Consider the following 22,974-nt stretch of genomic DNA (forward strand, 5'->3'; position numbering starts at 1 on the left):
TGGGTTATGTCAGAAGTGATCGTGAAATGGGAAGGGAATATGAAATTCGTGGGCATTGATGAAGCCGGGCGGCAGGTGGCCATGGATGCCAGCCAGATATATGGAGGCATGAATCAGGGTGTAAGGCCCATGGAGTTACTGCTGATGGCTCTTGGCGGTTGTTCCGGAATTGAACTGGCTCACATTTTAAAAAAGATGCGGGTTCAATTTGACAGCCTGCTCATAGAAGTGGAAGGGAAGCGGGCGGAAGATCACCCCAAAGTTTTTGAGAATATCAATATAGTTTATAAATTAACTGGACCCAACTTGCCACCGGAAAAGATCTACCACGCTTTGAAGCTTACCGATGAAAAATATTGCTCCGTATCCAACATGGTGAATAAGGCGGCTGCTATTTCTTATGCCTTCGAGTTAAACGGTACCAGGTTTGTATATCCTGCCCGGGAAGAATAAAAGGAGGTCTGACAATGGTGTATCCGCAGGAATTAAAGTATCACCGGGAGCACGCCTGGGTAAGGGTGGAAGGTGAAAAAGCCCGTATTGGTGTGACGGATTATGCTCAAAAACAGCTGGGCGACATTTTATTTGCCGATCTGCCGTCAAAAGGTGATGTGATTGTTGCCGGGGAGCCATTCGGCCGGCTGGAATCGGTAAAATCGGTTTCCGATGTCATTGCTCCGGTGAGCGGGACGGTGCTGGAGGTTAACGAGCAGGTGGTGGAGCACCCGGACCTGGTAAACCTGGATCCCTATGGTGAAGGGTGGTTGATCCTGGTTCAAATGTCCAGCACTGCGGAGATTGAACAGTTGCTAAATGCAGCGGAGTATGCAACAATAGTGCAGGAAGAATAAGAGGAGTCGGAGTGATGTCCTGTGAGCGGGGGTAGCGGTCTTCCCCTGGAGCGGCTGCTGGAAGAGGCCTGGCGGGTGCGGTGGCGGAACTTTGCCCGCCAGGTGGAGTTCGTGCGGCCCACCGCCACCCGGTCGGTTAGCGTTACCGGCACCTCCTGTGCCCTTAACTGCGCCCACTGCGGGGGCCACTTTCTCCAGGGGATGCTGCCCCTGCCCCGGCTGATGGAGCGCTGGCAAAGGGGCGAGGAACTGCCCTGGACCAGCCTGCTTGTTTCGGGCGGCTGCGACCCTGAAGGGGTGGTGCCCGTGGCGCGCCACCTGGACCAGTTGCGGGAACTGGCGGCCCGCTTTAAACTGAACCTGCACCCGGGCCTGGTGGACGAAAAAACGGCCCGGCTCATCGGTCAGGTAGCCAGCGCGGTTTCCTTTGATTTAATCCTGGATGGTGATACCATTGCCGAGGTGCTGGGGCTTTCCTGCGGCCCGCAGGACTACCTGCGGGTCTACCGCCAGCTCAGACGTTACAGCCGGGTTTTCCCCCACCTGGTGGTGGGGCTGAAGGGCGGCCGCCTCCGCGGGGAGTACCGGGTGCTGGAAGCGCTGGCCGATCTGGGGGCGGAGGCCCTGGTGGTCATTGTGTTCTTTCCGGTGCCCGGCACCGCTTACAGCGGTTGCCGCCCTCCTGATGTAGAAGAGGTGGCGCGCCTTCTGGCCACTGCCCGGCTCATGCTCCCCCGGCTGCCCATCTACCTGGGGTGCATGCGTCCGGCGGGGAGCTACCGGGCCCGGCTGGACGCCCTGGCGGTGCGGGCGGGGGTGAACCGGCTGGTGCTGCCCGCCCCGCCGGCCCGGGAACTGGCCCGGGAGCTGGGACTGGAGGTGGCCTGGCGCCGGGAATGCTGCGTGCTGTAATCACCGGGGCCTTCCGGCCCCTTCTTTGATTGGGGTGGTAAGATTTGCACTGGTATGTTTCCGAAGGGACGGCGGCGGTGCTGGGCCTTCTCCCCGTGCGGCTGGACGAGGCGCCGACCACCGCTTACCTGATGACCGGAGAACACTGCGCCCGGGACTGCGCCTTCTGTGCCCAGGCCCGCTCCAGCCGGGGGCGGGCCCACCGCCTGTCCCGGGTGATCTGGCCTCCTTTTGCTGTTGCAGAGGTCCTGCCCCGCCTTGTTGATGCCTGCCGTGCCGGGCGGATTCGCCGGGTTTGCTTTCAGGTGGTGCACTCGGCAGGCTACTTCCAGCGGGTCCGGCAGGCCGTTGCCGCGGTGCGCCGGGAGGTGGACATCCCTTTGTGCGTTTCCGTCGGGCTGCAAACGGTGGAGGAGGTAGGGGAGCTGCTGGAGGAGGGGGTGGATGTGGTGGGCCTGCCCCTGGATGCGGCCACCCCGCAGCTCTACCGGGAGCTGAAAGGCGGCAGCTGGGAGCGGCACCTTCGCCTGCTGCAGGAAGCGGCGGCGCAGTTTCCGGGCCGGGTGGGCACACACCTGATCATCGGCCTGGGCGAAAGCGAGGAAGAGGCCATCCGGTTGATGGGGGAACTGCTGTCCTGCGGGGTGGGGGTGGCCCTCTTTGCTTTCACCCCGCTGCCGGGCACCAGGCTGGAGCATCACCGGCCTCCCGACCTGAGGACCTACCGGCGGATCCAGGCAGCCCATTACCTTTTGAAGCGGGGCCTGGTGCGGCCGGGCGGGATAAAATTTGAAGGCGGCAGGCTCGTGGACTGGGGCATTCCCCGGGAGGAACTGACCCATCACCTGGCGGATGGTGAGGCCTTCCGCACCACGGGCTGCCCGGACTGCAACCGGCCCTACTACAACGAGCGGCCCGGAAAAACCCCCTACAACTATCCCCGTCCCCTGCAGCCCCGGGAAGCCGGGGAGGCGGTAAAGCTGGTGCTGGAAGGGGGAAAATAAACGCAGCGGTTGCACCGCTGCTTTTTTATCTGTGGATGATGGAGAATTGTGCCAGGGCAAGTGATCTGATGGTAGATTCGTCCTGTTTCTGGCAGGAGTGTGCGCATGCATGTCGAATAGCTGCTATAGACTGGTAAAACGAACCAGGCAACCTGAGATTATGGTATAAAGTTACTATTTTTATTGGTAGGTACGGCTCTGGCTGCACCGGCCGCCGGCGGTTAAGGTAAGAGAAGGGGGCGGGTATCCTGCAGGTAAATGCCGTCACCCCGCAGGCAGCCTGCCTTTAGCCGGGATCAGGGGTGAGTTCCCGGAATGTTCCGGCAGCCGGAGCCGGCCTGCGCGGCGAAAGGTGGTTCGGATGAGCTATTCTCCCCTCTCCCCCGACAAAGGCAGCCGCCGTAACGGTATACTGGTAGCCACCCTGGGCGTGGAACCCCAGGTGGTGACCATCACGCTGGATCACCTGCTGTCAGGTGGAGAGGCCATTGTTGAAGTGGTGGTAATCTACACGGAAACCGCCAGGGTGCGGGAAGCCCTGGAAGTTATCGGGGAAGAGTTTCGGAAAGCGTCCTATCCGGGTATACGGCTGCGGGCCGTTCCCGTTTCTTCTGCGGACGGGCCCGTGGGGGATTTCTGTACCGATGAGGACCTGCGGGCTCTCCTGCGCACCCTGTACGGGGAAATCCGCCGCGCCCGCCAGGCGGGGGTTGTCCACCTCTGCATATCCGGCGGGCGCAAGGTTATGGGCATCCTGGGCATGGTGGTGGCCCAGCTCCTTTTCGGGCCGGAGGATCGGGTCTGGCACCTGATCACGGAAGGCTGGCAGCCCGGTTCCGAGCGCCGGCTGCATCTCTCCCCCGAAGATAAGGCCTGGCTGGTATCCGTGCCGGTTCTCCGCTGGAGTGAAGCCGGGGTGCTGATGCAGACCGTGGCCGAAATGAATGACCCTGCCGAAGTGGTGGCCTGGTACGAGAAACTCAGCCGGGCCAACCGGATCAAAAGGCAGCGGGAATTCATTGAGCGCTGGCTGACCCGTGCCGAAAGGGAGGTGGTCCGCCTGGCCTGCCGGGGCCTGGACAATGCCGCCATTGCCGCCGCCCTCTTCAAGCAGGAGCAGACGGTGGCCAACCAGCTGCGGGGAGTTTACGAAAAACTGCGGGACTGGCTGGGTTACCCTGACGGTAACGTGGACCGCAGCAAACTGATCGCCGAGTTTGCGCCATATTTTGCCCTGGTGGAGGGAAGTGAGAGCAAGTGAGGATAATTAATTTTTCTCACCCTTTGACGGAGCAGAATTTGCGGGAAATTGAAAACCTGACCGGGTGTCCGGTTTCAGAGGTGATTGAAGTACCCAGCCAGGTGGACCTGCAGAGCCCTCTGGAACCGCAGATTGCGTCCCGGCTGGACGAACTGGGGTTAAGCTCCCGGGATTGGCAGACCGAGCCACTGCTGCTCAACCTGCCCTCCCTGAACTGCAGTGCAGCCGTGGTTCTGGTCATCGTGCACGGGCGGATGGGCTATTTCCCACCCGTTCTGCGCCTGCGTCCCGATAATGACGGCCTGGTGCCGCGATTTACCGTCGCGGAGATATTAAACCTCCAGGCCATCCGCGAGCGGGCCCGGGGGAAGCGGTAAAAGGAGAGATTATGATTCAGCAGATGGAGGTGATAAGAATTTGTCCCTTATTCACTGGCTAGAAGATGTTGGTAATCCTTTGGGGAAACCGGCACAGAAAGAGGAGGTGCCCCCGCAGGCCATTCTCTGGCGTCACCCCGTTACGGGTACGCAGTATTACCTTGATGTCATCCAGGCTGGCGAAATAAACCGCCAGGGATTGGCTCTGGCCATGGCTCTGTGGAAAAAGAATGGGCCTGAATATGCCGCCGAAAAACTGTCGGATTTTTTTGCCCTGCGTGACATTTTTGTTAGGAAAAAATGGCTTGAGGATAATGGTTTTCTAACTGAGAATGGGGAGGTGGCAAAGAGTCATGTCCCGCTGGCAGCTTTATGGCCGGAATTACCCTTTCCCGGTCAAATCTTTACAAGAACGGCCAGGAAAAGCACGCCGTTAGGATGGTTACGTGGTGAGGGGAAACCGTGCATACGCCTGGCTGATTTTTTATTGTTAAGAACGGGATTATTTCATGCCCTGGCGTCTGACCGGATTTCCGGGGAAGAATGGTGCACTCTTCGCCTGACCAGTCTCCTGGAGGGAAGCGATGTTTTTGCGCCGGAAAAAGAGCTGACCAACTTAAGGCCGGTTCCGGACACCCTCCGGTCAATTTACGAAACAGCATCATGGCTGGCCGGTTATTCAGATGAGGTTGAGATAGGGCGAGAACTGGGGCAGTTGAAAGTAGACGTAGTTGAGGGTGGGGCCTTCAAAATTAAGGAATATTATCTGGAAACAAACCGCATCAGCGAAATTCGCGGTGCCAGTGTGCTTCTGGATGGCATCAACCGCCGTCGTTATATCCAGATGTTTCGGGAATTACCCGGACTAACCACAGAGTCAATCATCTACGCTGGCGGAGGGCACTTGATGGCGGTGGTGCCGGCGGGAAAAGGTGAAAAGGTAGCAGAGGAAATAGAGCGCGTTCACCGGGAGGTTTGTCTTACAGCCCGCGCTGTCGGGGTATCGCAAACAGTAACAGTGTCAGAACTTGGTAATAAATTAGATGAATTGCGGGAACGTCTGGCTGAAAAAATGGCTGATCGTCGCAGTGTACTGGTACCGGCATGGGAAAAAGCCGAAGGGGTGATCGACCTCTACGAAAAAGAATTCCATCTGTCTGTGGAGCCAAACCTGCTACCGGCGAAGACAAAAGATATTTGTGACTCGTGCGGTATTCGTCCAGCCTACAGGCAGTGGCAATATGAAGATGAAAGCCGCGATCTATGCGCCTCCTGCCTGCGGAAACATATTGTGGGGCAGGATGCCAAAAAGTCTATTTTCCTGGAAGAATACCGGCAATTCTGGCAGGCCCGGGGAACAAAGGTGTATCTTAAAGTGGCTGGTGAAATTGATGAAATTGCCGACAGCAACAACGAAATCGCTGTAATTTATGCAGATGGCAACAATTTCGGGCCCCTTTTTGGCCGGTGCAAATCCCTGCCGGAATTGCGTCTCTTAAGCCAGTTCAGTGAAAACGCAGCCTATACCGCTGTTTTTACAGCCCTCGAAGAAAAACATATATTACTGGAAGGGCGGGCAGTGGAAATCATTGCCCTGGGCGGAGATGATATCTTTCTGCTCGTTCCGGCCCGGGCGGCACTACCCCTGGCCGTTACTATAGGAGAGTATTTTGACCGATTGTTCGAGAATCTCTCGACTGGCAAGGCTGGTCCCACCCTTTCTTTAGGAGTGGTTATTGCCGGGGCCAAAACGCCGGTGCGCTACCTCTTCGAGATGGCCCAGGGACTCCTTAAAGAAGCGAAAAAACGCATCTATAAGGCCGGGGGAAAAGCCCGGGAAGGCACCCTGGACATAGCCGTGCTGGCCTCCTACGCCACCTATCAGGACCATATCGTTTCTTACCGCCAGAGCACCCTGGTGAGGGAAGACGGCATGTGTTTTGAGCCGGATAACCGTAAGCAAAACGCGAAGGCAGGGGCGGTTAAAACCATACTGACGCTGCGTCCTTATACCTTCACTGAAGCACGGCGCTTTATGGAGGCGGTCAACCTGCTTCAAGCGGCTCCAGCTTCCCGGACGCCGGGCCGGAGCTGGTTTTACGGGTTGCGGGTGGCGGCAGAGCAGTACGGCAGGCAGGTGGCAGAGCTCTTTTTCCGCTATCAATATGCCCGCCTGGGCGAAGAACAGCGCGAGACATTGAAAAAGTCCTGGGAGATCATAACGGGGGCAAATTGTGAACCCGGGATGTTTTTCTCCAGTGAGGAACGGGGAAAAGATAGGTATTACTGCCCGTGGCTGGATGTGGTGGAACTCTGGAACTATGTCGGTGCGGAAGGTGATGTCCGGTGAGCCTGGCCAAAGTATGCCTTACTTATCGGCTGGAGTTTATTACGCCGGTACATGTGGGGGCGGGAACAGGGGGGCGTGGTTTCCTGGATAAGTATTTATACCGCGAACGGGATTATAACCGGAAAAAGGATTACCCGGTCATTCCCGGATCAACCATTAAGGGACGACTCCGGGCTGCCATTACCGCTCTGGTACGAGCCCGGGTCTACGGTCCGGAGGAAGTTTGCCGGGAAACCGGGGATTGCTCCTGTCTGGTCTGTCTGATTTTCGGTCAAAAAGGTAATCGCCGGGGACATCTCTACTTTGAGGACGCTCGTCCCGGTGATAGCGAGATCGAGCGGTTGGTCAGCGTACGTTCCGGCGTTGCCATTGACCGTTACCGGCGGGTAGCCCGTGACAACGCCCTTTATACCGTGGAAACAGTTGGGGGAAGAAACGTGGTTTTTCAGGGCCAAGTATGGGGATGGGTTCCGGAAGAAAAACAGCAAAAAGTCGTGGCGGCGCTTAAAGATGCTTTTGCTTTTAACTACGCCCTGGGATTCGGGAAGAGCAGGGGCCTGGGCTGGTTTAGGGTTCAGGTTGTGGAGGAGGAATGCGAAAAATGAGGTACGCCGTAACCCTGAATTTGATGTCGCCCGCCCTGATCGGTGACCGGCGTGAACCTTCGGCTTACTTCCTTCCTTCCCGCGACTTCATTCCCGGCGGGGTACTGCGGGCTGCCCTGGCACGGTTAATTACCGAGAGCTGTCCCTATTATTCTGAGACAAAGGGATATCACTGGGTGCACTTTGCTGCAGAGCCAGATTGTGCTACCTGCATATGGCGCGGCTTTTGTGCCTCATTCGAATGCGTACGCTTCAGCCATTTATATAAGGACGGTGCACGGGTTGCGCCGCTCACAGCTTACCGCTGCAAATTTAATTCCAACCACCCCATTTTCGACACCCTGCTTGCATCCGGGGGGCGCCGCTGTCCCGAATGCAAGAATCGCGTTGAACGCGTTTCGGGATACCTGGATGAGGAAAACCATAATGTAGCGGTAAATCGCCGCCTGATAATGCGCCTGGCCGTCGATCCATACCGTGGTGTAGCCCTGGATCGCCAGCTTTACGCTCTCCGCGTACTGGATGCAGGCCAAACTTTCCAGGGCTGGCTGGATATTCCCGCTACTATTCCAATTTCAGAAACAGTTGAACTCCGCCTGGGGGCAAAAACAACCGTAGGATTAGGGCGGGCTGTTATCCATTTTAAGCAGTTTGAGGAGTCAGGTCCGGATGCCCTGAGACAACGTATTGAAAGGTTTCAGAAAATTATCAGTCAATTAGGTGAATATCAACCGGACTGTACATATTTTTCTCTCACCCTGCTCTCCGACACCCTGCCGGATACGGAGTTGACACCGGCAACCGGGTGGGTTCCCACGCCGTACCTGCGGCAGGAATTGGCCCGGGCCGTTTTTCTGCCCCCGCTGGGATCGGCCGGTGCCGGGGTGGAAGTTACCAGAGCCGTCGCCGATTTTAAGGTTTACGGGGGATACAGCACGGCAGTGAAGGGTGACGGGCGGCAAAGGGCGAGGCTTTACATCACCGCCGGAAGTGTTTTCCTTTGCCGGGTGCGCGGCAGGTTAAATGATGGGCTCGTGCAGGCCCTTTTCCATCTCGAAAAACAGGGTGTGGGAATGAAGACCGAAGACGGCTACGGTGCGCTGAGCGTCTGCAATGAATTTCACCTGGTTAATGGAGGGGTGAGCAATGAAGGTCAGTGAAACGCAAATAACGGATTTCGTGCTCGAGCGGGCCAGGAAAAAAGATCTCGATGAACTGAAGGAAGAGCTGGCGAGAAGGGCAGCAGACTTCTTGAAGGAAAGTAAGCCCAAACCCAAAGAAATCGGGGACAAGCAGATTAAAAACCTGGTCGCAATGGCCCAGATGGCCGCTACACCCCTGGAAATTAAAGCCTTTATCGAATACCAGATGGGACGTGACTCCAGCGGGCAAGGTTGGGCGGCAGAGTTCAATGGAAAGCCTTTTGGCAAAGCCCTCATCGAGGAGATTGAGGAAGTAGAGAAACTGGCCCGGGACAGGCTAAAGGATAGCAACCGCACCGGCGACAGGCGTTTTGTCCTCCTGTGCCTGGCACATTTTTTTGGCTATTTAAGCTGGCGGGTTAAGTACCTGGAGTACCTTTTAAAAGAAAAAAGCCCGGGAAAAAACCGGCGTACCGGGGGTGAACGTGATGACGGCAACCGTTAGCTTTCTTTACGACACCTTCTATAACCGGCGGCGTATTACCGGGCGTTTGATAACCTTAACCCCCTTGCGCATAGGGAGCGGGGAGGCCGTGCCCGACCCCACTGCCATCGACAACCCGGTCATCCGCGATGCTTACGGGCGTCCATTTATCCCGGGTTCCTCATTCAAAGGAGTGTGGCGGAGTTTTGCCGAACAGGTTTTGGGCCGACGTGAAGACGGCACCCGGGGGTGCTGTGATCCTCTAAGTGAACCTTGCTTGTCCAACGAAACGATCAAACAACTAAAGAAAAAGTATAAGGAACTGCGGCAGCTGGCTATAGAAATTTATACTAAGCTGTGCCCGGCGTGTCGTATTTTCGGCAGCCCTCATTTTGCCGGCCGTTTACGGATCAGGGATCTAATCCTGGATGGGTGCACCTGGCCGGGTTTTTGCGAAGTACGTCCCGGCGTCGCCATTGACCGGGATACGCGTACCGCTTACACGAAACGAAAATACGAGATCGAGGCAGTGCCGGCCGGAACAACTTTTGTTTTCGAAGCAATTGTTGAAAACGCCAGCGATGAGGAGTGGCGGGATATACTTCTGTCGCTGTTGCCCTTCTCCCGGGGTGAACTTCCCCTGGGTGGTTGCACCGGCCGTGGACTGGGCCGGGTGCGCCTGGAAAATATACAGGTGGCTTCGGTTACGGCAAGCAACCTGCGTGAATTTCTGACCTTCGGCTGGAACGGTATTTCGGCTACGGATCTGCAAAATGCCTGTAGCGAAGCCGGGCTGGTCACGGGGGGTGCTAAGGGTGTTTAAGAACCTTCGTAACGAGGCGCGTATCTTTTTCTGGTTACATACTGCCGGGCCGCTTTTGATTAAAGGCCCGGATCAGCCGGGACTTGATCCCTTGCTGCCGGATATGCGTTTTATCCGGGCCTGGCATAATGGTCGGGAAGTACCCTACATTCCCGGTTCCAGCCTCAAGGGCGTTTTGCGCAGCCGGGCGGAACAGATAATCCGGGCACTGGCACCGGAAGAGATGACTATTCCCGACCCCTTCCAGCAAGGACGCGATAAAGAGATGAAAGACAAGCCCGGTTGTTACCGCTATTATGCTTCGGATCCCGTAACGCAGCTCTTCGGACAGACTTATCTGGCAGGACGCCTGCGCTGTGCCGACGCCTTTCCGGTAGAGAATAGGCCTCTAATATTGAATGAACGGAATCACGTGGCGATCAACCGGATTACCGGTGCCACGCAGGGAAAGGCGCTTTTTAATCCGGAAGTGGTCGAAGAGGGGACTTTTGCCGCTGAAATCGGCCTGACCAACTTTGCGGTCTGGCAGCTCAAGCTGCTGGGTTTACTGCTGCAGGACCTGGACGATGGTTTTCTTCTGCTCGGGGGCGGCACCACCCGGGGCTACGGCCGGGTGCGTGTTGAAAACGCGCGGGTGCTGGTGCGGGATTACCGTCATGATCCACCCGCAGAAATACTGCGTGGGTATGAACACGATGATACTGTACCGGTCTCCGGTTGTCATTATACCAGCATGGGTTATTGCTGGGAGGTTACCTTTGACGGTTTTAAGTGGCTGCTGAACCTTGAGGTTGACCTGGCGGACACCTTAAAGAAGCTACACCGCAAACAAAGAGAAGTGCAGCAAAAGCGGGTGAATCATGGTGGCTAAAGGAAACGGAACCCTGCTGCGAAACAAGCCTTATACTTTTGTACCCATCCTGCCGGTGCGCCCGGAAGATCGGCGCGAAATTGTGCCCCATAACCGGATTGATCTCCACCGGCTGACCGGACGGCTGGTTCTGGAGCTTGAGGTTATTACTCCGCTGCATATTGGCAGCGGCTCTTACCGGCTTAATGAAGGGCAGATAGTAAGTGCCCTTATGCGTCGGGACCAGGTCCCGGTTATTCCGGGTTCTTCTCTGAAAGGTGTGGTCAGGAGCCTGGCCGAGGCAGCATCACGGAGTTGCCTGTTTCAAGCAGATAAGTTCAACCAGAAAATACAGGCCGCTATTCCGCAGGGAAACCGGCAGCCGTGCAGCGAAAAGGCTGCCTGCATCACCTGCCGGCTCTTCGGTTTTGTTCAAAAGAAAAAGGGTTACCGGGGACGGGTGGTTTTTGGTGAATTTACGCCCTGCGAAGAATCGAAATGGGTTGTTGCAAAGCTGCCTCCACTGGAACAACCGTTTAAAGATTACCCCCGTACGCAGGAAAACCGGGGTTGTGGTAACGAACGCCTTTACTATTGCCAGTTGTACAGGGTCATTGGTTGCGGCGGACCGGTACATTGTTTAGATTGTACCAAGGAGGAGTGGCTGCGCTGGCGGAGCGGTTTAAAAGGCCGGCCACCAGCCCCGGCTTTTCGCGGGCGCAAGTTTTATCTTCAAGGGGAGCCCCGCCAGGGAAACCAGCCCCACGAGGTTATCCCGCCCGGCAGCCGCTTCCAGGGCGAAGTAACCTTTCATAACCTCGACCGGGAAGAGCTGGCCCTTCTTTGTTTTGCCCTCGGCCTGGACGGTGATATCCGCCTGGGCATCGGCTACGGGAAACCTGCTTACTTCGGGGCGGTTCGGCTCAGTTTACGAGAGGCGCGCTGGTATACACGGGAATATCTCCCGGCAAAAGCGATGGAGTTAGACCCCGTAGAACTGGCGCGCAACTACGGCAGCAACGACCTGGATGTAGCCAGGAACGTCGCCCTGCTGCGGGAGATTCTCTCCGGCAAGCGCCGCGGCCCGGCGTGGGGTACGGAGGGATATTAGCAGAAGGGCAAAAGGAGGTTCGTGTCCAGATGGCCCTGGATAAAGAACGTCTTTTGGAGCTGGCCTACCAGCTTATCAGGGAGCCGGGTTGGTCCGGCGGTGGCCAGAAACCAGGCAGCAGTGCCATTGGAACGGTGGCTGAGATCTTTCGAGAATTTAGCCGCAGGCCGGCGGAGGAAGACCGCCTGCGTCAGGCGCTATCTGTTATTGAACGACTGCCGGAAAGCCCGCTGGCGCGCACCAGGAGTATGCGTGTTCAATACCGTGGGATTGTTCAAGCCCTGGGCGTACGAAATGGTCAGGTCAAGCATCCGGTACTAAAAAACCTTTCTTTTGAAGAACTGGCCTATGTAATCGGGTGGGTCGCCCGGTTGCACCGGTCATTAACCGGTTCGGTTACAGACCTGCCGGAAGGTGTGACACCGGGGCGTAAATCGTGGAAAGATCCTGCCGGCAGGCAAAGCCGGCCGGAAAACGCCAGCTTCGAGAAATCCGGTCAACCCGGCAAAACATCTCCAGGGGAAAAGAAATACAGTGATGCTGATGATATCGACCCGAGGCTGGCCGTGCTAAAAAACTGGCCCGGTTTTAAAAATGAAACCACACGGAAACCGGAATCTTAGTGTTAAGTGAATTACTTGAAAAAACGCCGCCAAGATTGCCCGTATCAAAGAAATTCTGGAGGACGGGGAGGGATAATAACTTGCCTGAGCTGATTCTTTCCACGGTGGGGACCAGCCTGCTGACCAACTATGTAAACAAGCAAAGTGATCGGGATTTGAAGTCGCTTTTTATTACCACGGCCAACATGGTTGAAAAAGAGCTGTCGCCTTACCAGAAAGATGTGATTGACAGGGTGGTGGCAGAAGTCGCTGAGGTACTTGAAAGTGCCGGTTTTGAAGAAATGCGGCAGTTGTGTGCCGAGCTTAACGGCCTGCTGGGTTATTACGGTCGGGATATTTATTCCGGGGATTTCAGCAGGGACCATCACGTCCTGGTGGCCACTGATACTTACCAGGGTCATGCAGCAGCGCGTTTGCTTGCTGAACATTTAAAAAGGCTCGGGTTCAACTCCGTGGAGCTTATGGTTCCACCCAGGCTCAGCACCAGGGACTGCTCCAGTTTTACCCTGGGCATAAATGAGGTGGTCAGGTGGTGTGAAGAAACCCTGCCGGGTTACCGCCAGAGCCGTTACCGGATAATTTTCAACCTGGTGGGTGGGTTTAAGAGCCTGCAGGGCTATATGAACACCCTCGGCATGTTCTATGCCGACGAAATTATCTACATTTTCGAAGCACCAACAGCGGATCTCATTCGCATTCCCCGCCTGCCGGTGGTCATGGATGAAATTCCCGTGCTCCGGGAGAAGGCTGTTCTTTTTGCCCTCATGGAAAACGGTTATATCGCCGGGAAGGAAGAGATCCGGGGCATTCCGGAAATCTATCTGGAATCCGATGAACAGGGCGGTTACACCCTCAGCACGTGGGGATTGCTGATCTGGAAGAGGAATAAACAGAAAATCCTGGGGGGTGAATTGCTGGCATTTCCGTCCCTGGCCTACGAAAGGTCCTTTGAAAAGGATTTCCAGGCCATAACAAACAGTGCCCGCAGGGCAGAAATACAAACTACGCTGGCTAAAGTGTCCCTTCTTTACCGTGAAAACGGCCTGGCAGGGTTGCGCAAGGATGGGGGATTGCTATACGAGGATTACCAGAATGAAAAAGACCATGCGGGAAAGAAAATTGGCCACTTCCGGATTAACCTGCAGTGGCGAATTTCCTGTGTTCCCGATGGCGGGATCCTTCGCCTGCGCCATGTCGGCCCCCATGAGGTAAATGATAACCCGTGAAATACAGGTGGAAATAAGAGAGCGAGGAATGAATATATGCAGCTCACCATCTTTTTCTCCGCCCCCGGGCCGGTGGTCCTGCCCGTTCAGTACGGGCACCTGCTCCAGGGGCTGATCTACCGCCAGATGGATAACCCGGTGCTCAGGAGCTACCTGCACGAGCACGGCTTTGTCCTGGAGAAACGGCGGTTCAAGCTTTTCACCTTTTCCCGCTTGATGGGCAGGGCGGCCCGTTTTGACCGGTCCAGCGGGTCCATAGTGCTTGATCCCCCCCTGCGCCTGGTCATTTGTTCGCCCATTCCCTTCATACTGCAGGAACTGGGTACCGGTTTCCTGCGGCAGGGCAGGGTGCACCTGGGCGGTGTCCCGCTGGAGGTGAAGGAAATGGCCACCGCCGCCCCCCGCGTTACCGGCCGGAGCATCCGCGTGCGCATGCTCTCCCCCGTGGTGGTTTACAGCACGTTTAGCGGCGAGGGGCGGAAATATACCTATTATTACTCGCCCTTTGAGCCGCGCTTCAGCGAGCTGGTGGCCGGTAACCTGGCCAAAAAGCATCTCCTGGTCCACGGCCGCCGGGCTTCCACGGATGGGTTTGCCATCCGGCCGCTGCGGGTGGAGGACCGGGACCTGAAGGTTACCTATTACAAGGAAACGGTGATCAAGGGCTGGATGGGGGAATACGAACTCTCCGGCGACCCGGACCTTTTGCAGCTGGCCCTGGATACCGGCCTGGGGTCGAAAAATTCCCAGGGCTACGGGTGCTGCTCGTTAATTATTTAGTAATGCGTTACCAATAAAAATGTTAGGCAGTGCTCTCGCCGGGGATCAGGATAATGGGATAATCTTGAACAGGGAAAGACAAAAAATGGTCAGCCCCTCATGGTATGCTGTTTTAAGAAGAAAAAACAGGAGGTGATTGTCCTGCTGGAAGCTGTTGCGCTTGTGGGCAGAACCCTGGCCCGGGACGGCGACCCCATAGAGGACCTGGTTCTGCCCCCTCCCAGACCATCCAGGGGGGATAAGCAGTATCTCGTAGGGTTGAACTTTCTGATGGCCGGGACAAAGCGGGGACTGTCGGCCGATATGGTGGAAATAGATCCCGCCGTGCTTTCCCGGTACCGGTGGGTGGGGAATGAAAAGGGTAGCCGACCTCAGTTTTACTTGACTACAAACCAGCTCAAGTACTTGGTGGGTCAGGCGCCGGTGAATCTTTTAGCGCGGCTTGAGGAAGCTGGGCTTAAAAACGGCAGCCTTTACCGGCGGCTTTCGGCCCTTGTAAAGTCCTTCTTTCGCCAACTTCCGGGCGGGAGCCACGTGCTTGACCCGCAGCGGCTGGGATTGACAACAGAGGACGTTCTGGCTGCCGTATGGGAAGAAAATAAAGCCGGTAAGTCGCTAAGGCGTACGAAAGCTGTGGTCGCAGCAGTAACCGATGTCTTGAAAAAATGGGTTCTGAAGCAGCTTGAGCTGAAAGCGTCGGAAGTGGTTCTGTGGACGGTGCTAGTCGATGATGTCCCTCTAGTTACCGATCCGGATTATGCCCGTGTTTTACTACTCGGTAAGGAAGGAGCGGTGTATAAGGGTGAGCAGGGTGTTTGCTTGGTTTGCGGTGCGGAAGACCGTCCGGTAACGCCGGATTTTAAAAGGCTAAGTTTTCTGAAATATTACATCAACGACAAACTGGGGGCGGCCTCGGGAATAGCTGAGGAGGGGTTTGCGCGCAACTTCCAAGCGTGCAAGGATTGCTATCATGGGCTCTTGCTGGCAGAAAGATTCATCCAGGAACGTTTGAGCCTCCGGGTTGGCCGGCTGTCCTTCTTGGTCCTGCCGGCCTTTCTGTGGGAAATAGATTTCTCCCGTACGGACCTGGAGTTCTGGGCGGAGAAGCTTAAAGCTCGCGTAAAGGCCATCACTAACACTTCTGGTTGGAACGAGAGCCTAGCCGGGCTTAAGAGGCTAGATGACGAGCTTCAAGACTTGTTAGAAGATCTGCCGTATGATAACGCGGCGCTTTTAAACTTCCTCTTCTACCACTACCAGGGAGGCCAGAGCGAATTCCGGGTCCTGGCCCTGGTGAAGGATGTGGCCCCCAGCCGGATTACACATCTCTTGCGCCACAGTTACCGGGTGGCAACAAAGGGGGAAGCCCTGCTGGGTGCCGACCGGGCCTGGTGGCTGGATCTCACCCGCATCTATCAGCTCATACCCATCAACGAGGGCAGGCGGGGAGTGGAACATAAAAAGCTGCTTTACATTTATGAAGCCCTGCTGGACCAGCGGCCGGTGAGTTACCATTTTCTGGTGGAACAGTTTGTAGCCCTGGCCGCCATTTACCACACGGGTGGCTTCACAGGCACCAATATTCATCCCCCGGCACCGGGGTATGAGGAACTGGAGATGGGGCACCGCATGCTCCAGGCCAATTTGCTCCTGATGTTCCTGAGGGAGGAGCAGCTTTTGGAAGGAGGTATGTCCTTGAACGGATCGCCGGAACTGGAAGGTTTGAGCGGGGAAATGCAGGATTACCTGCGGGAAATGAAGTACGGGGAGCCGGCCACGGCCCTGTTTCTCCTTGGTTATCTGATGAACCAGATCGGGCGGAGGCAGGCGGAGGCGGGTTACAGGCAAAAACCCGTCCTGGAAAAGATCAATTACGCCGGCATGCCCTGGGGCAAGGTGATGCAGTTGACCAATATTGTATTCAGCCAGCTGAGGCAGTACGACATCCTGCGTTACAATGAAGGGCTTTTCGCCACCATGAAAAGATTGCTGGACGCCCACCGGAAAGAGTGGCCCCTTTCTCCCCAGGAAAATGTCTTTTTCATTCTCTCCGGTTATGCCTACGCCAGCCGGGCGGCCATCAGAGCAAGGGAAGAAAATGCAAATGACAATAACGCCAGTGAGTGAAGGGGGAGTATAAGAATGGGCGGAGTGATTAAGCAAAATGGAGAAATCCTGTTCCTGTATGATGCCAAAATGTGTAATCCCAACGGGGACCCGGATGATGAGAACCGGCCGCGCATGGACACCGATCGGGAGCGCTGCCTGGTTTCGGATGTGCGTTTAAAGCGGTATATCAGGGATTACCTGCAGGAGAGGGGACATACCATCTACGTTACCAAAGCCGAGGGTCTGGTGGAAGCGACGGAGCGCCTGAAAAAGCTGCTGAACAAGGATGATCCGACCGGTGCCGACCTGCCCGTATTGTTGAAAAAATTAATTGATGTCCGTTTGTTTGGGGCGACCATGCCCATCAAGGGAGACCGGCGGGGCGGGGGTGAAGCGGTGAACTTGACCGGCCCGGTGCAGTTTACCTGGGGCTATTCCCTGAACAGGGTGCAGCTGGTGGATTCGGTGACCATTTCCTCCCAGTTTGCCACCCGTGAAAGTGCACGGCAGGGCACTTTCGGCAAAGACTACCGGCTTTATTACGCTCTAATCGGTTTCCACGGGGTGATCAGTGCCCGGCGGGCCGGGGCGGTGCTGGACAGGGCCGGGGGTGATGAAGAGGCGGCCACCAGTGAAGCGGATCTGGCTCTCCTGGACGAGGCCATGCTCAAGGCCATTCCCCTGCTGGCCACCCGCTCCAAGATCGGTCAGTACCCCCGGCTGTACCTCCGTTTTGTTTTTACCGACAGCGAAACTTTCATGGGCGACCTGCGCGAGGATCTGCGCCTGGAGCCGGATAGCGGCCTGCGCGCCGTAAAAGACTTCGCCCTGGAAATTGGCGGCCTGGCCGGCCGCCTGGAACGGGTGCAGGAACGCGTTGAACGGGTATATATCTGGCAGGATGCGGACCTGCGCACCGTTCTGGATGGGGAGGAGGTTTCCCTGGCCGCATGGATGGGCGATTTACTGGGTCCCGACAGGGTAGAGATTATAGAGGGGATCTGATATCTTGAAGCGGGTACTCATTTTTGACCTCACCGGTCCGATGGCCCACTTTCGCAAGTATTATACCAACTCCTCATCCCTGACCTACGGTTTCCCGCCGCGCACCGTGTTGATGGGTGTGGTGGCAGCTATTCTGGGATACGAGCGGGACTCGTACTATGAGCTGCTTGACCGGGGGCGCTTTGCGGTGGCCATAAAGGTGCCCGTGCGGCGGCTGATACAGACGGTTAATTACGTGCGGACGAAAAAGGAGGACCTCACCGAATTAAGGCGCCTGGGCCGGGTACGGGGAACCCAGACGCCGGTGGAATTTCTTTTGCCCGGGGACAACCACCGCAGGTTGCGCTTCCGCGTCTTCTTTTCCCACCCGGATGCCGGGCTGGTGGAGGAGGCTGCTGCCCGCCTGCGGGAAAACAGGACGTGTTATCCCCTGTACCTGGGGCTGACCGAGTGTATTGCCGCGGGGGAGTTTGTGGCCCTGGCCGGTTCGGGGGATTATGATGTTCTCCCGGCCGGGAGGGCAATCGAGCTTTCTTCGGTTCTCAATGCCGGCCTGCTGCAGGAAATCCTGCTGGCCGGAGAAGCGCCGTTCCGCCGCCTGGTCCGGGAGCGGGCGCCCTACAGTTTCGGACCGGGGCGCGCCTTGCGCCCACCGGTATCGGTTGTCTACGAAGCCCGGGCACAATCTATAAACGTGCGCTTGACTGTACCCGCCTGCCGTTTCACTCTCCGTGACAACGTGGTGGAAACGGCGGCTTTTCTGGAGGGATAGAATGCCATACTACGCCCATAAAGATGGCCGGCGCTTTCATCTTTTGAGCGTGCACCTGGCCCGGGTGGCGGCAGGAGCCGCCGCCCGGGTGCAGTCCCTGCCGGGCCGGCGGGAACTTGCCCCGGCGGCGGTGCTGGCCGGTTTGACCCATGATTTCGGCAAGTACACCACTTATTTTCAGCGCTACCTGCGGCAGGGGCAGGGCGGCCCGGCCAAACAGCACGCCTTTATTTCGGGTCTCTGGGCGGCTCACCTGGCCGGCCGGCTTGATCTTCCCGCCTCACTGCGGCTGGCGGTTTTTCTGGCCGTAATCCGTCATCACCGGGAGCTGGCCGCCCCCGATGAGTTCCTGGTATCCCCGCGGGAATTATCCCTGCCCTCCTGGGATGAACTTGACCCGGCAACCGGGGGTCGATTGCGCGTGATTAAAGACCAGGTGGCCGACCTGCGCAGTCAGGCGGGTGCGGTAGCCGGCTCTTTATTCTGGGCTGCCAGGCGGGCTGTGCTGTTCCTGGACGGGCAGGGCCTGGAGGCGCCTCCCTGGCTGGAGATGGACTGGTCCGGGGCATTAGAGGAATTCCTTGACCGGTGGACAGTCGCCTATGGAGAGCTTTACGGTCAATGGCGAAAGCTGAAGCGCCGGGCTAATAAGGACCTGAAGAACTACTTCGAGCTTTTAAGTCTCTTTTCCGCCCTCATTGATGCGGATAAAATTCATGCCGCGGGTGTGGAAGAAGATAAACGGGCCGTTATTCCCGCCGGAGAGGAACTGGTGGAACGTTACCGTGCGGCCAGGTTCACCACGCCCCGGACGGCCATGGAAATGTTGCGGGAAAACCTCTACCGGAATGTTTCGGCCAGGATAAAGGAAGCCCCGCCGGAGCAGAAAATTTTTACCATCACCGCTCCAACCGGCTCCGGGAAGACGCTGGCCGGAATGCAGGCCGCTTTTTACCTGCGCCACCGGTTGGCTTCCGCCTCCGGCTTGCCGCCCCGCATTATATACGCCCTGCCCTTTACCAGTATCATTGACCAGACCCATGGTGTTTGTGAGGAGGTAATGCGGGCGGCTCCCGGTTTTACCGGTGCCCGCGTTCCCACCTCCTGGCTCTTAAAACACCATCACCTGGCGGAAATTGACTACCGGCAAGAAGATGACGGGGGTATAAGACCCCTGGATGAAGCGCTCCTGCTTATCGAGAGCTGGCAGAGCGAGATGGTGATTACCACCTTTGTGCAGCTTTTTCATACATTAATTGGCTATGAAAACAGGATGCTGAAGAAATTTTGCCGGCTGGGAGGGGCCATCCTCATTCTGGACGAGGTGCAGAATATTCCGGTGGAATACTGGCCTCTGGTGGAAGAAACCCTGCGCCGGGCGTGCGAGCAGCTGGACCTGCGGCTCATCCTTATGACGGCCACCCGTCCGGAGTGGTTCGGTGAGCATGAAATCCTGGAACTGGCCGGGGATCCGGAAACCGTCCGGCAGCAATTCCGGGTTTTAAACCGGGTAAATGTTTTCACGGACATGATTCCGCTTACGGTGGAGCAGGCGGCAGCAGAATTCCTGCGCTGCTACCGTCCCGGACTTTCCTACCTGGTGGTCTTGAATACCATCAAAAGCTCCATATCCTTTTACACGGCCCTTGAGGAAGAGTGGGGCGGGAAGGGGCCTCCCCTTTATTACCTTTCCACAAATATCGTTCCGGCGGAGCGGGAGCGGCGCCTGCAGGAAATACGTACCCGGCTGGCGCGGGGCGAAAAGCCGGTGCTGGTTTCCACCCAGGTGGTGGAGGCCGGTGTGGATCTTGATTTCGATGAAGTGTGGCGGGACCTGGGGCCGGTGGATTCGGTGGTTCAGGTGGCCGGGCGCTGCAACCGCCACTTTCAGCGGCCGCAGGCAAAAGTTCGCCTGCTGCACCTGGTTGATCGGGCAGGTGATGGGGGCCGCTCCCTGGCTTCATATGTCTATGGCAGGATTCACACCCTGGCCGCCCGCCGGCTCTTTGCGGCCCGGCCCCGCCTTGAGGAACCGGACTTTTTTGATGCTGTGGACGATTACTTCCGTGCCGTGCGCCAGGGCAAATCCATGGCCGAAAGCCGGGGGCTGCTGGAGGCCATGGCGGGGTGGCGTTTCACCGGGGGAGGGGATGGCCCGTCCGTTAAGGATTTCGCCCTGATCCGGGATCTACCGCGCTATGTCCAGGTTTTCGTCTGTACGGATGCCGCGGCGGAAGAGGTATGGAACCGCTACCGGGCCACCGTGGCCTGTGAGCGGGACATAAGGCGCCGGCGGGAGGCCTTCCTCGCAATCAAAAGGGATTTCCTGCGCTACCTGATTTCCGTGCCGGCAGAACTCCTGCTGCACCGGCTGGTCGCCGAATCGCAGCCGCCGGTGATACCTGCTCACCTGCTCGAAGAGTTTTACGACGCCCGGACCGGTTTTAAGCGGATTATAGATGAAGGTGCCCTTATCTTTTAGCCTGAAAGTGAGAGATGGCCGGCCACAGCCGGCAGTAACGGTTTTACCTGGTGGGTGGTGAAAAGGATGTGGCAGCGGATATCCGGGTGATCGGGAGTTATGTGCAGGCCATGATGATCTGCCCGCGGCAGGTCTGGCTCATGTCGCGGCAGATCTGCCCCGATGAGGACAACGTATACCTTGAGCTGGGCCGCCTGATAGGGTCACAGGCCTACGGTCGTGAACGAAAGGAAATACACCTGGGGCACCTGTGCCTGGACCTGGTGCGCCGCGGCGGGCGTGAATTTGTGGTAGGTGAAGTCAAGAAATCGTCCCGGGCCCGGGAGGCGGCCCGTATGCAGCTGGCCTTTTATCTTTACGAACTGCGGGAAATGGGAGTGGAGGCCGAAGGAGAACTCCTTTTTCCCGAGGAACGGCGGCGGGAGAGGGTAGTTCTGGATGCGAATCTGGCGCAGCAGGTGGAGGAGCTGAAGAAGCGCATTCTTGCCGTTATTTACCGGGATAAACCTCCGCCGCCACAAAAAATACCCTTTTGCTCCAAATGCGCTTATGCTGAATTGTGCTGGGCATAGAAACGGCTTTGGTAAACTTACCTGCCTCCAGAAATTAAGGCGAACAGGTTCCTGTGAGGTGGTTCCATGCAGAAAACCCTGTATCTGTTTGCCAGCGGCCGGCTGAAACGAAAAGATAACACCATCTGCGTGGAAAGTGAAGAGGGTACGAAATATTTCCCTGTGACCAGCCTGCGGGACATTGTTGTTTTTGGCGAGGTGGATTTGAATAAAAAGCTGCTGGAGTTCCTGCAGGAAAATGAAATCGTCCTGCACTTTTTCGGCCATTACGGTAATTATGTGGGAAGCTTTTATCCCCGGGAGCATTACAATTCCGGGTATATCATCCTCCGCCAGGCGGAACATTACCTGGATCCCGGCCTCCGCCTCAATCTGGCCCGGAAGTTTGTGGAAGGAGCCCTGTCCAATATCCTGCAGGTGCTGCGCTACTACCAGAACAGGGGGAAAGAGTTATCTGCGTACATAGAAGCTATTGCCAGCCTGGCGGAGGAACGACTGCCCTTTTGCGGCAGCGTGGAAGAACTCATGGCCATCGAAGGCAATGCCCGGGGTTATTATTACGACAGCTTTAACATTATCCTGGAGGGTGCGCCGTTTGTCATCAAGGGGCGCAGCAAACGGCCCCCTGCCGACCCCCTCAATGCTCTGATCAGCTTTGGTAACTCGCTGGTCTACACCAGAGTCCTCACCGAGATTTACAAAACTCACCTGGACCCGCGCATCGGCTATTTGCACGCCACGAATTTCCGCCGCTTTACCCTGAACCTGGATGTGGCAGAAATTTTTAAACCTATTTTTGCCGACCGGGTACTTTTTACTCTGGTGGGCAAAAAGATGATCGGTCCGGGTGACTTTGAGCGCCACGGTGCGGCTGTTCTGCTTAAGGAAGCGGGCCGCCGTCTTTACGTCAAAGAACTGGAGGATAAGCTGCAGACCACCTTCCATCACCGGCGGCTCAAACGCAATGTCAGCTATCAGACCCTGATACGGCTGGAATTGTACAAGCTGGAGAAGCATCTTATGGGAGAGGAAACATATGAACCTTTTGTAAGCCGCTGGTAACGGGCGTTCAACCTGCTGCTGGAAAGCCGATTCCATATCGGGAACTGTGGAGAGGCCGGTATAATTCACATTGTTTGGCTTTTGAGCCAGGTGAGGCAGATGTATATCATTCTCGTTTATGATGTAAATGTTGCCCGCGTGGGAAAAGTATTAAAGATCGCCAGAAAATATCTGAACTGGGTGCAAAACTCGGTTCTGGAGGGTGAGCTGACCGAAGCAACCTTTCGCGCCCTGAAGTTCGATCTGGAGCGGATTATCAATCCGGAAGAGGATTCGCTCCTCTTTTATGTCCTGGGAAATCGGAAATACGCTAAAAGAGAGCTCATCGGGGTTAAAAAAGGTGGAGAGGAATGGATCTTTTAGCAGGAATTTTTGTCGTCGATGTCCAATAATGCAAAAAACACTGGAGATCGACGACAACCCGCCAACAGGCGGAAAGCGGCTTGCAGAGCGGCATAAAGATAAATTAGGGCCGGTAGAACTCAGGAATAAAATTTCAACCGCTTTAAAAAGAGTCCTTATTTTATGCGCCACAAATGGGTTCCGAGCCTACCTATGAGGGATTGAAACAAC

23 protein-coding genes are annotated in these 22,974 nt (G+C 56.6%); all 23 read left to right on the plus strand.

The genetic code is table 11. The features are described 5' to 3' along the window. Window positions 1-6 precede the first annotated feature (6 nt). The 23 genes from BR83_RS0111495 to cas2 all read left to right on the plus strand — a co-directional run bounded on the left by BR83_RS0111495 (window position 7) and on the right by cas2 (window position 22,764). Window positions 7-453: an OsmC family protein gene (locus BR83_RS0111495; protein ID WP_027357198.1), complete on the plus strand. Its 447-nt coding sequence runs from the start codon at window positions 7-9 to the stop codon at window positions 451-453. A gap of 14 nt (window positions 454-467) precedes the next feature. Then, window positions 468-851 carry a glycine cleavage system protein GcvH gene (gene gcvH, locus BR83_RS0111500; RefSeq protein ID WP_027357199.1) on the plus strand — a complete coding sequence of 128 codons (384 nt, stop codon included), beginning with the start codon at window positions 468-470 and terminating at the stop codon, window positions 849-851. A gap of 21 nt (window positions 852-872) precedes the next feature. Further along, window positions 873-1,763, plus strand: coding sequence for a radical SAM protein (locus BR83_RS0111505; RefSeq protein WP_051618173.1), 891 nt, complete (start codon window positions 873-875; stop codon window positions 1,761-1,763). A 44-nt stretch (window positions 1,764-1,807) separates the two neighbouring features. Further along, complete coding sequence (locus BR83_RS0111510) at window positions 1,808-2,767, plus strand: radical SAM protein (RefSeq protein WP_027357201.1); 960 nt, start codon at window positions 1,808-1,810, stop codon at window positions 2,765-2,767. Between the two features lie 361 nt (window positions 2,768-3,128). Continuing rightward, on the plus strand, window positions 3,129-4,028 hold the full coding sequence (locus tag BR83_RS0111515) for a CRISPR-associated protein Csx14 (protein ID WP_027357202.1): 900 nt from the start codon (window positions 3,129-3,131) through the stop codon (window positions 4,026-4,028). After that, on the plus strand, window positions 4,025-4,405 hold the full coding sequence (gene csx15, locus BR83_RS0111520) for a CRISPR-associated protein Csx15 (RefSeq protein ID WP_027357203.1): 381 nt from the start codon (window positions 4,025-4,027) through the stop codon (window positions 4,403-4,405). Before BR83_RS0111515 ends, csx15 begins: the two co-directional genes overlap by 4 nt. A gap of 40 nt (window positions 4,406-4,445) precedes the next feature. After that, entirely contained in the window at window positions 4,446-6,755 is a 2,310-nt protein-coding gene (locus BR83_RS0111525; protein WP_027357204.1) for a Cas10/Cmr2 second palm domain-containing protein, read from the plus strand. After that, window positions 6,752-7,360, plus strand: a complete 609-nt coding sequence (locus BR83_RS0111530; RefSeq protein ID WP_027357205.1) for an RAMP superfamily CRISPR-associated protein — start codon at window positions 6,752-6,754, stop codon at window positions 7,358-7,360. The genes BR83_RS0111525 and BR83_RS0111530 overlap by 4 nt, the downstream gene beginning before the upstream one ends. Further along, window positions 7,357-8,520 carry a hypothetical protein gene (locus tag BR83_RS0111535; protein ID WP_027357206.1) on the plus strand — a complete coding sequence of 388 codons (1,164 nt, stop codon included), beginning with the start codon at window positions 7,357-7,359 and terminating at the stop codon, window positions 8,518-8,520. Before BR83_RS0111530 ends, BR83_RS0111535 begins: the two co-directional genes overlap by 4 nt. Further along, window positions 8,507-9,007: a hypothetical protein gene (locus tag BR83_RS0111540; RefSeq protein ID WP_027357207.1), complete on the plus strand. Its 501-nt coding sequence runs from the start codon at window positions 8,507-8,509 to the stop codon at window positions 9,005-9,007. Before BR83_RS0111535 ends, BR83_RS0111540 begins: the two co-directional genes overlap by 14 nt. Continuing rightward, window positions 8,991-9,809 carry a type III CRISPR-associated RAMP protein Csx7 gene (gene csx7 / locus BR83_RS15800; protein WP_051618175.1) on the plus strand — a complete coding sequence of 273 codons (819 nt, stop codon included), beginning with the start codon at window positions 8,991-8,993 and terminating at the stop codon, window positions 9,807-9,809. The genes BR83_RS0111540 and csx7 overlap by 17 nt, the downstream gene beginning before the upstream one ends. Beyond that, complete coding sequence (locus BR83_RS15805) at window positions 9,802-10,680, plus strand: RAMP superfamily CRISPR-associated protein (protein ID WP_051618177.1); 879 nt, start codon at window positions 9,802-9,804, stop codon at window positions 10,678-10,680. The genes csx7 and BR83_RS15805 overlap by 8 nt, the downstream gene beginning before the upstream one ends. After that, window positions 10,673-11,770 carry an RAMP superfamily CRISPR-associated protein gene (locus tag BR83_RS0111555; RefSeq protein ID WP_157833010.1) on the plus strand — a complete coding sequence of 366 codons (1,098 nt, stop codon included), beginning with the start codon at window positions 10,673-10,675 and terminating at the stop codon, window positions 11,768-11,770. Before BR83_RS15805 ends, BR83_RS0111555 begins: the two co-directional genes overlap by 8 nt. 29 nt (window positions 11,771-11,799) lie before the next feature. After that, window positions 11,800-12,393, plus strand: coding sequence for a hypothetical protein (locus BR83_RS0111560; protein ID WP_027357209.1), 594 nt, complete (start codon window positions 11,800-11,802; stop codon window positions 12,391-12,393). Between the two features lie 80 nt (window positions 12,394-12,473). After that, window positions 12,474-13,619 (plus strand): hypothetical protein, encoded by a 1,146-nt coding sequence (locus tag BR83_RS0111565; RefSeq protein ID WP_027357210.1) that lies wholly within the window; start codon window positions 12,474-12,476, stop codon window positions 13,617-13,619. Between the two features lie 36 nt (window positions 13,620-13,655). After that, a complete protein-coding gene (gene cas6, locus BR83_RS0111570) occupies window positions 13,656-14,399 on the plus strand; it encodes a CRISPR-associated endoribonuclease Cas6 (protein ID WP_027357211.1) in 744 nt (247 codons plus the stop codon). 132 nt (window positions 14,400-14,531) lie between these two features. Next, window positions 14,532-16,526 (plus strand): TIGR02556 family CRISPR-associated protein, encoded by a 1,995-nt coding sequence (locus BR83_RS0111575; protein ID WP_157833011.1) that lies wholly within the window; start codon window positions 14,532-14,534, stop codon window positions 16,524-16,526. Window positions 16,527-16,541: 15 nt separating this feature from the next. Next, window positions 16,542-17,513, plus strand: coding sequence for a type I-B CRISPR-associated protein Cas7/Csh2 (cas7b, locus tag BR83_RS0111580; protein ID WP_027357213.1), 972 nt, complete (start codon window positions 16,542-16,544; stop codon window positions 17,511-17,513). Between the two features lie 4 nt (window positions 17,514-17,517). Then, complete coding sequence (cas5, locus tag BR83_RS0111585; protein WP_027357214.1) at window positions 17,518-18,285, plus strand: CRISPR-associated protein Cas5; 768 nt, start codon at window positions 17,518-17,520, stop codon at window positions 18,283-18,285. A gap of 1 nt (window position 18,286) precedes the next feature. Next, on the plus strand, window positions 18,287-20,767 hold the full coding sequence (locus BR83_RS0111590) for a CRISPR-associated helicase/endonuclease Cas3 (protein ID WP_027357215.1): 2,481 nt from the start codon (window positions 18,287-18,289) through the stop codon (window positions 20,765-20,767). 68 nt (window positions 20,768-20,835) lie between these two features. Beyond that, window positions 20,836-21,339 carry a CRISPR-associated protein Cas4 gene (cas4, locus tag BR83_RS0111595; RefSeq protein WP_027357216.1) on the plus strand — a complete coding sequence of 168 codons (504 nt, stop codon included), beginning with the start codon at window positions 20,836-20,838 and terminating at the stop codon, window positions 21,337-21,339. Between the two features lie 66 nt (window positions 21,340-21,405). Beyond that, the gene (gene cas1b, locus BR83_RS0111600; RefSeq protein ID WP_027357217.1) at window positions 21,406-22,401 is read left to right on the plus strand and encodes a type I-B CRISPR-associated endonuclease Cas1b; all 996 of its coding nucleotides are present in this window, start codon (window positions 21,406-21,408) and stop codon (window positions 22,399-22,401) included. Window positions 22,402-22,500: 99 nt separating this feature from the next. Then, window positions 22,501-22,764, plus strand: a complete 264-nt coding sequence (cas2, locus tag BR83_RS0111605; protein ID WP_027357218.1) for a CRISPR-associated endonuclease Cas2 — start codon at window positions 22,501-22,503, stop codon at window positions 22,762-22,764. Window positions 22,765-22,974 lie beyond the last annotated feature (210 nt).

The sequence above is a fragment of the Desulfofundulus thermocisternus DSM 10259 genome (genome assembly GCF_000686645.1).
Taxonomy (GTDB): domain Bacteria; phylum Bacillota; class Desulfotomaculia; order Desulfotomaculales; family Desulfovirgulaceae; genus Desulfofundulus; species Desulfofundulus australicus.

What these genes read in the sequence shown, in the direction of transcription:
- BR83_RS0111495 (WP_027357198.1), top strand. Translation starts at nt 7, where the DNA reads ATGTCAGAAGTGATCGTGAAATGGGAAGGGAATATGAAATTCGTGGGC.
- gcvH (WP_027357199.1), top strand. Translation starts at nt 468, where the DNA reads ATGGTGTATCCGCAGGAATTAAAGTATCACCGGGAGCACGCCTGGGTA.
- BR83_RS0111515 (WP_027357202.1), top strand. Translation starts at nt 3,129, where the DNA reads ATGAGCTATTCTCCCCTCTCCCCCGACAAAGGCAGCCGCCGTAACGGT.
- BR83_RS0111535 (WP_027357206.1), top strand. Translation starts at nt 7,357, where the DNA reads ATGAGGTACGCCGTAACCCTGAATTTGATGTCGCCCGCCCTGATCGGT.
- BR83_RS0111540 (WP_027357207.1), top strand. Translation starts at nt 8,507, where the DNA reads ATGAAGGTCAGTGAAACGCAAATAACGGATTTCGTGCTCGAGCGGGCC.
- csx7 (WP_051618175.1), top strand. Translation starts at nt 8,991, where the DNA reads ATGACGGCAACCGTTAGCTTTCTTTACGACACCTTCTATAACCGGCGG.
- BR83_RS0111560 (WP_027357209.1), top strand. Translation starts at nt 11,800, where the DNA reads ATGGCCCTGGATAAAGAACGTCTTTTGGAGCTGGCCTACCAGCTTATC.
- cas6 (WP_027357211.1), top strand. Translation starts at nt 13,656, where the DNA reads ATGCAGCTCACCATCTTTTTCTCCGCCCCCGGGCCGGTGGTCCTGCCC.
- cas7b (WP_027357213.1), top strand. Translation starts at nt 16,542, where the DNA reads ATGGGCGGAGTGATTAAGCAAAATGGAGAAATCCTGTTCCTGTATGAT.
- BR83_RS0111590 (WP_027357215.1), top strand. Translation starts at nt 18,287, where the DNA reads ATGCCATACTACGCCCATAAAGATGGCCGGCGCTTTCATCTTTTGAGC.
- cas1b (WP_027357217.1), top strand. Translation starts at nt 21,406, where the DNA reads ATGCAGAAAACCCTGTATCTGTTTGCCAGCGGCCGGCTGAAACGAAAA.
- cas2 (WP_027357218.1), top strand. Translation starts at nt 22,501, where the DNA reads ATGTATATCATTCTCGTTTATGATGTAAATGTTGCCCGCGTGGGAAAA.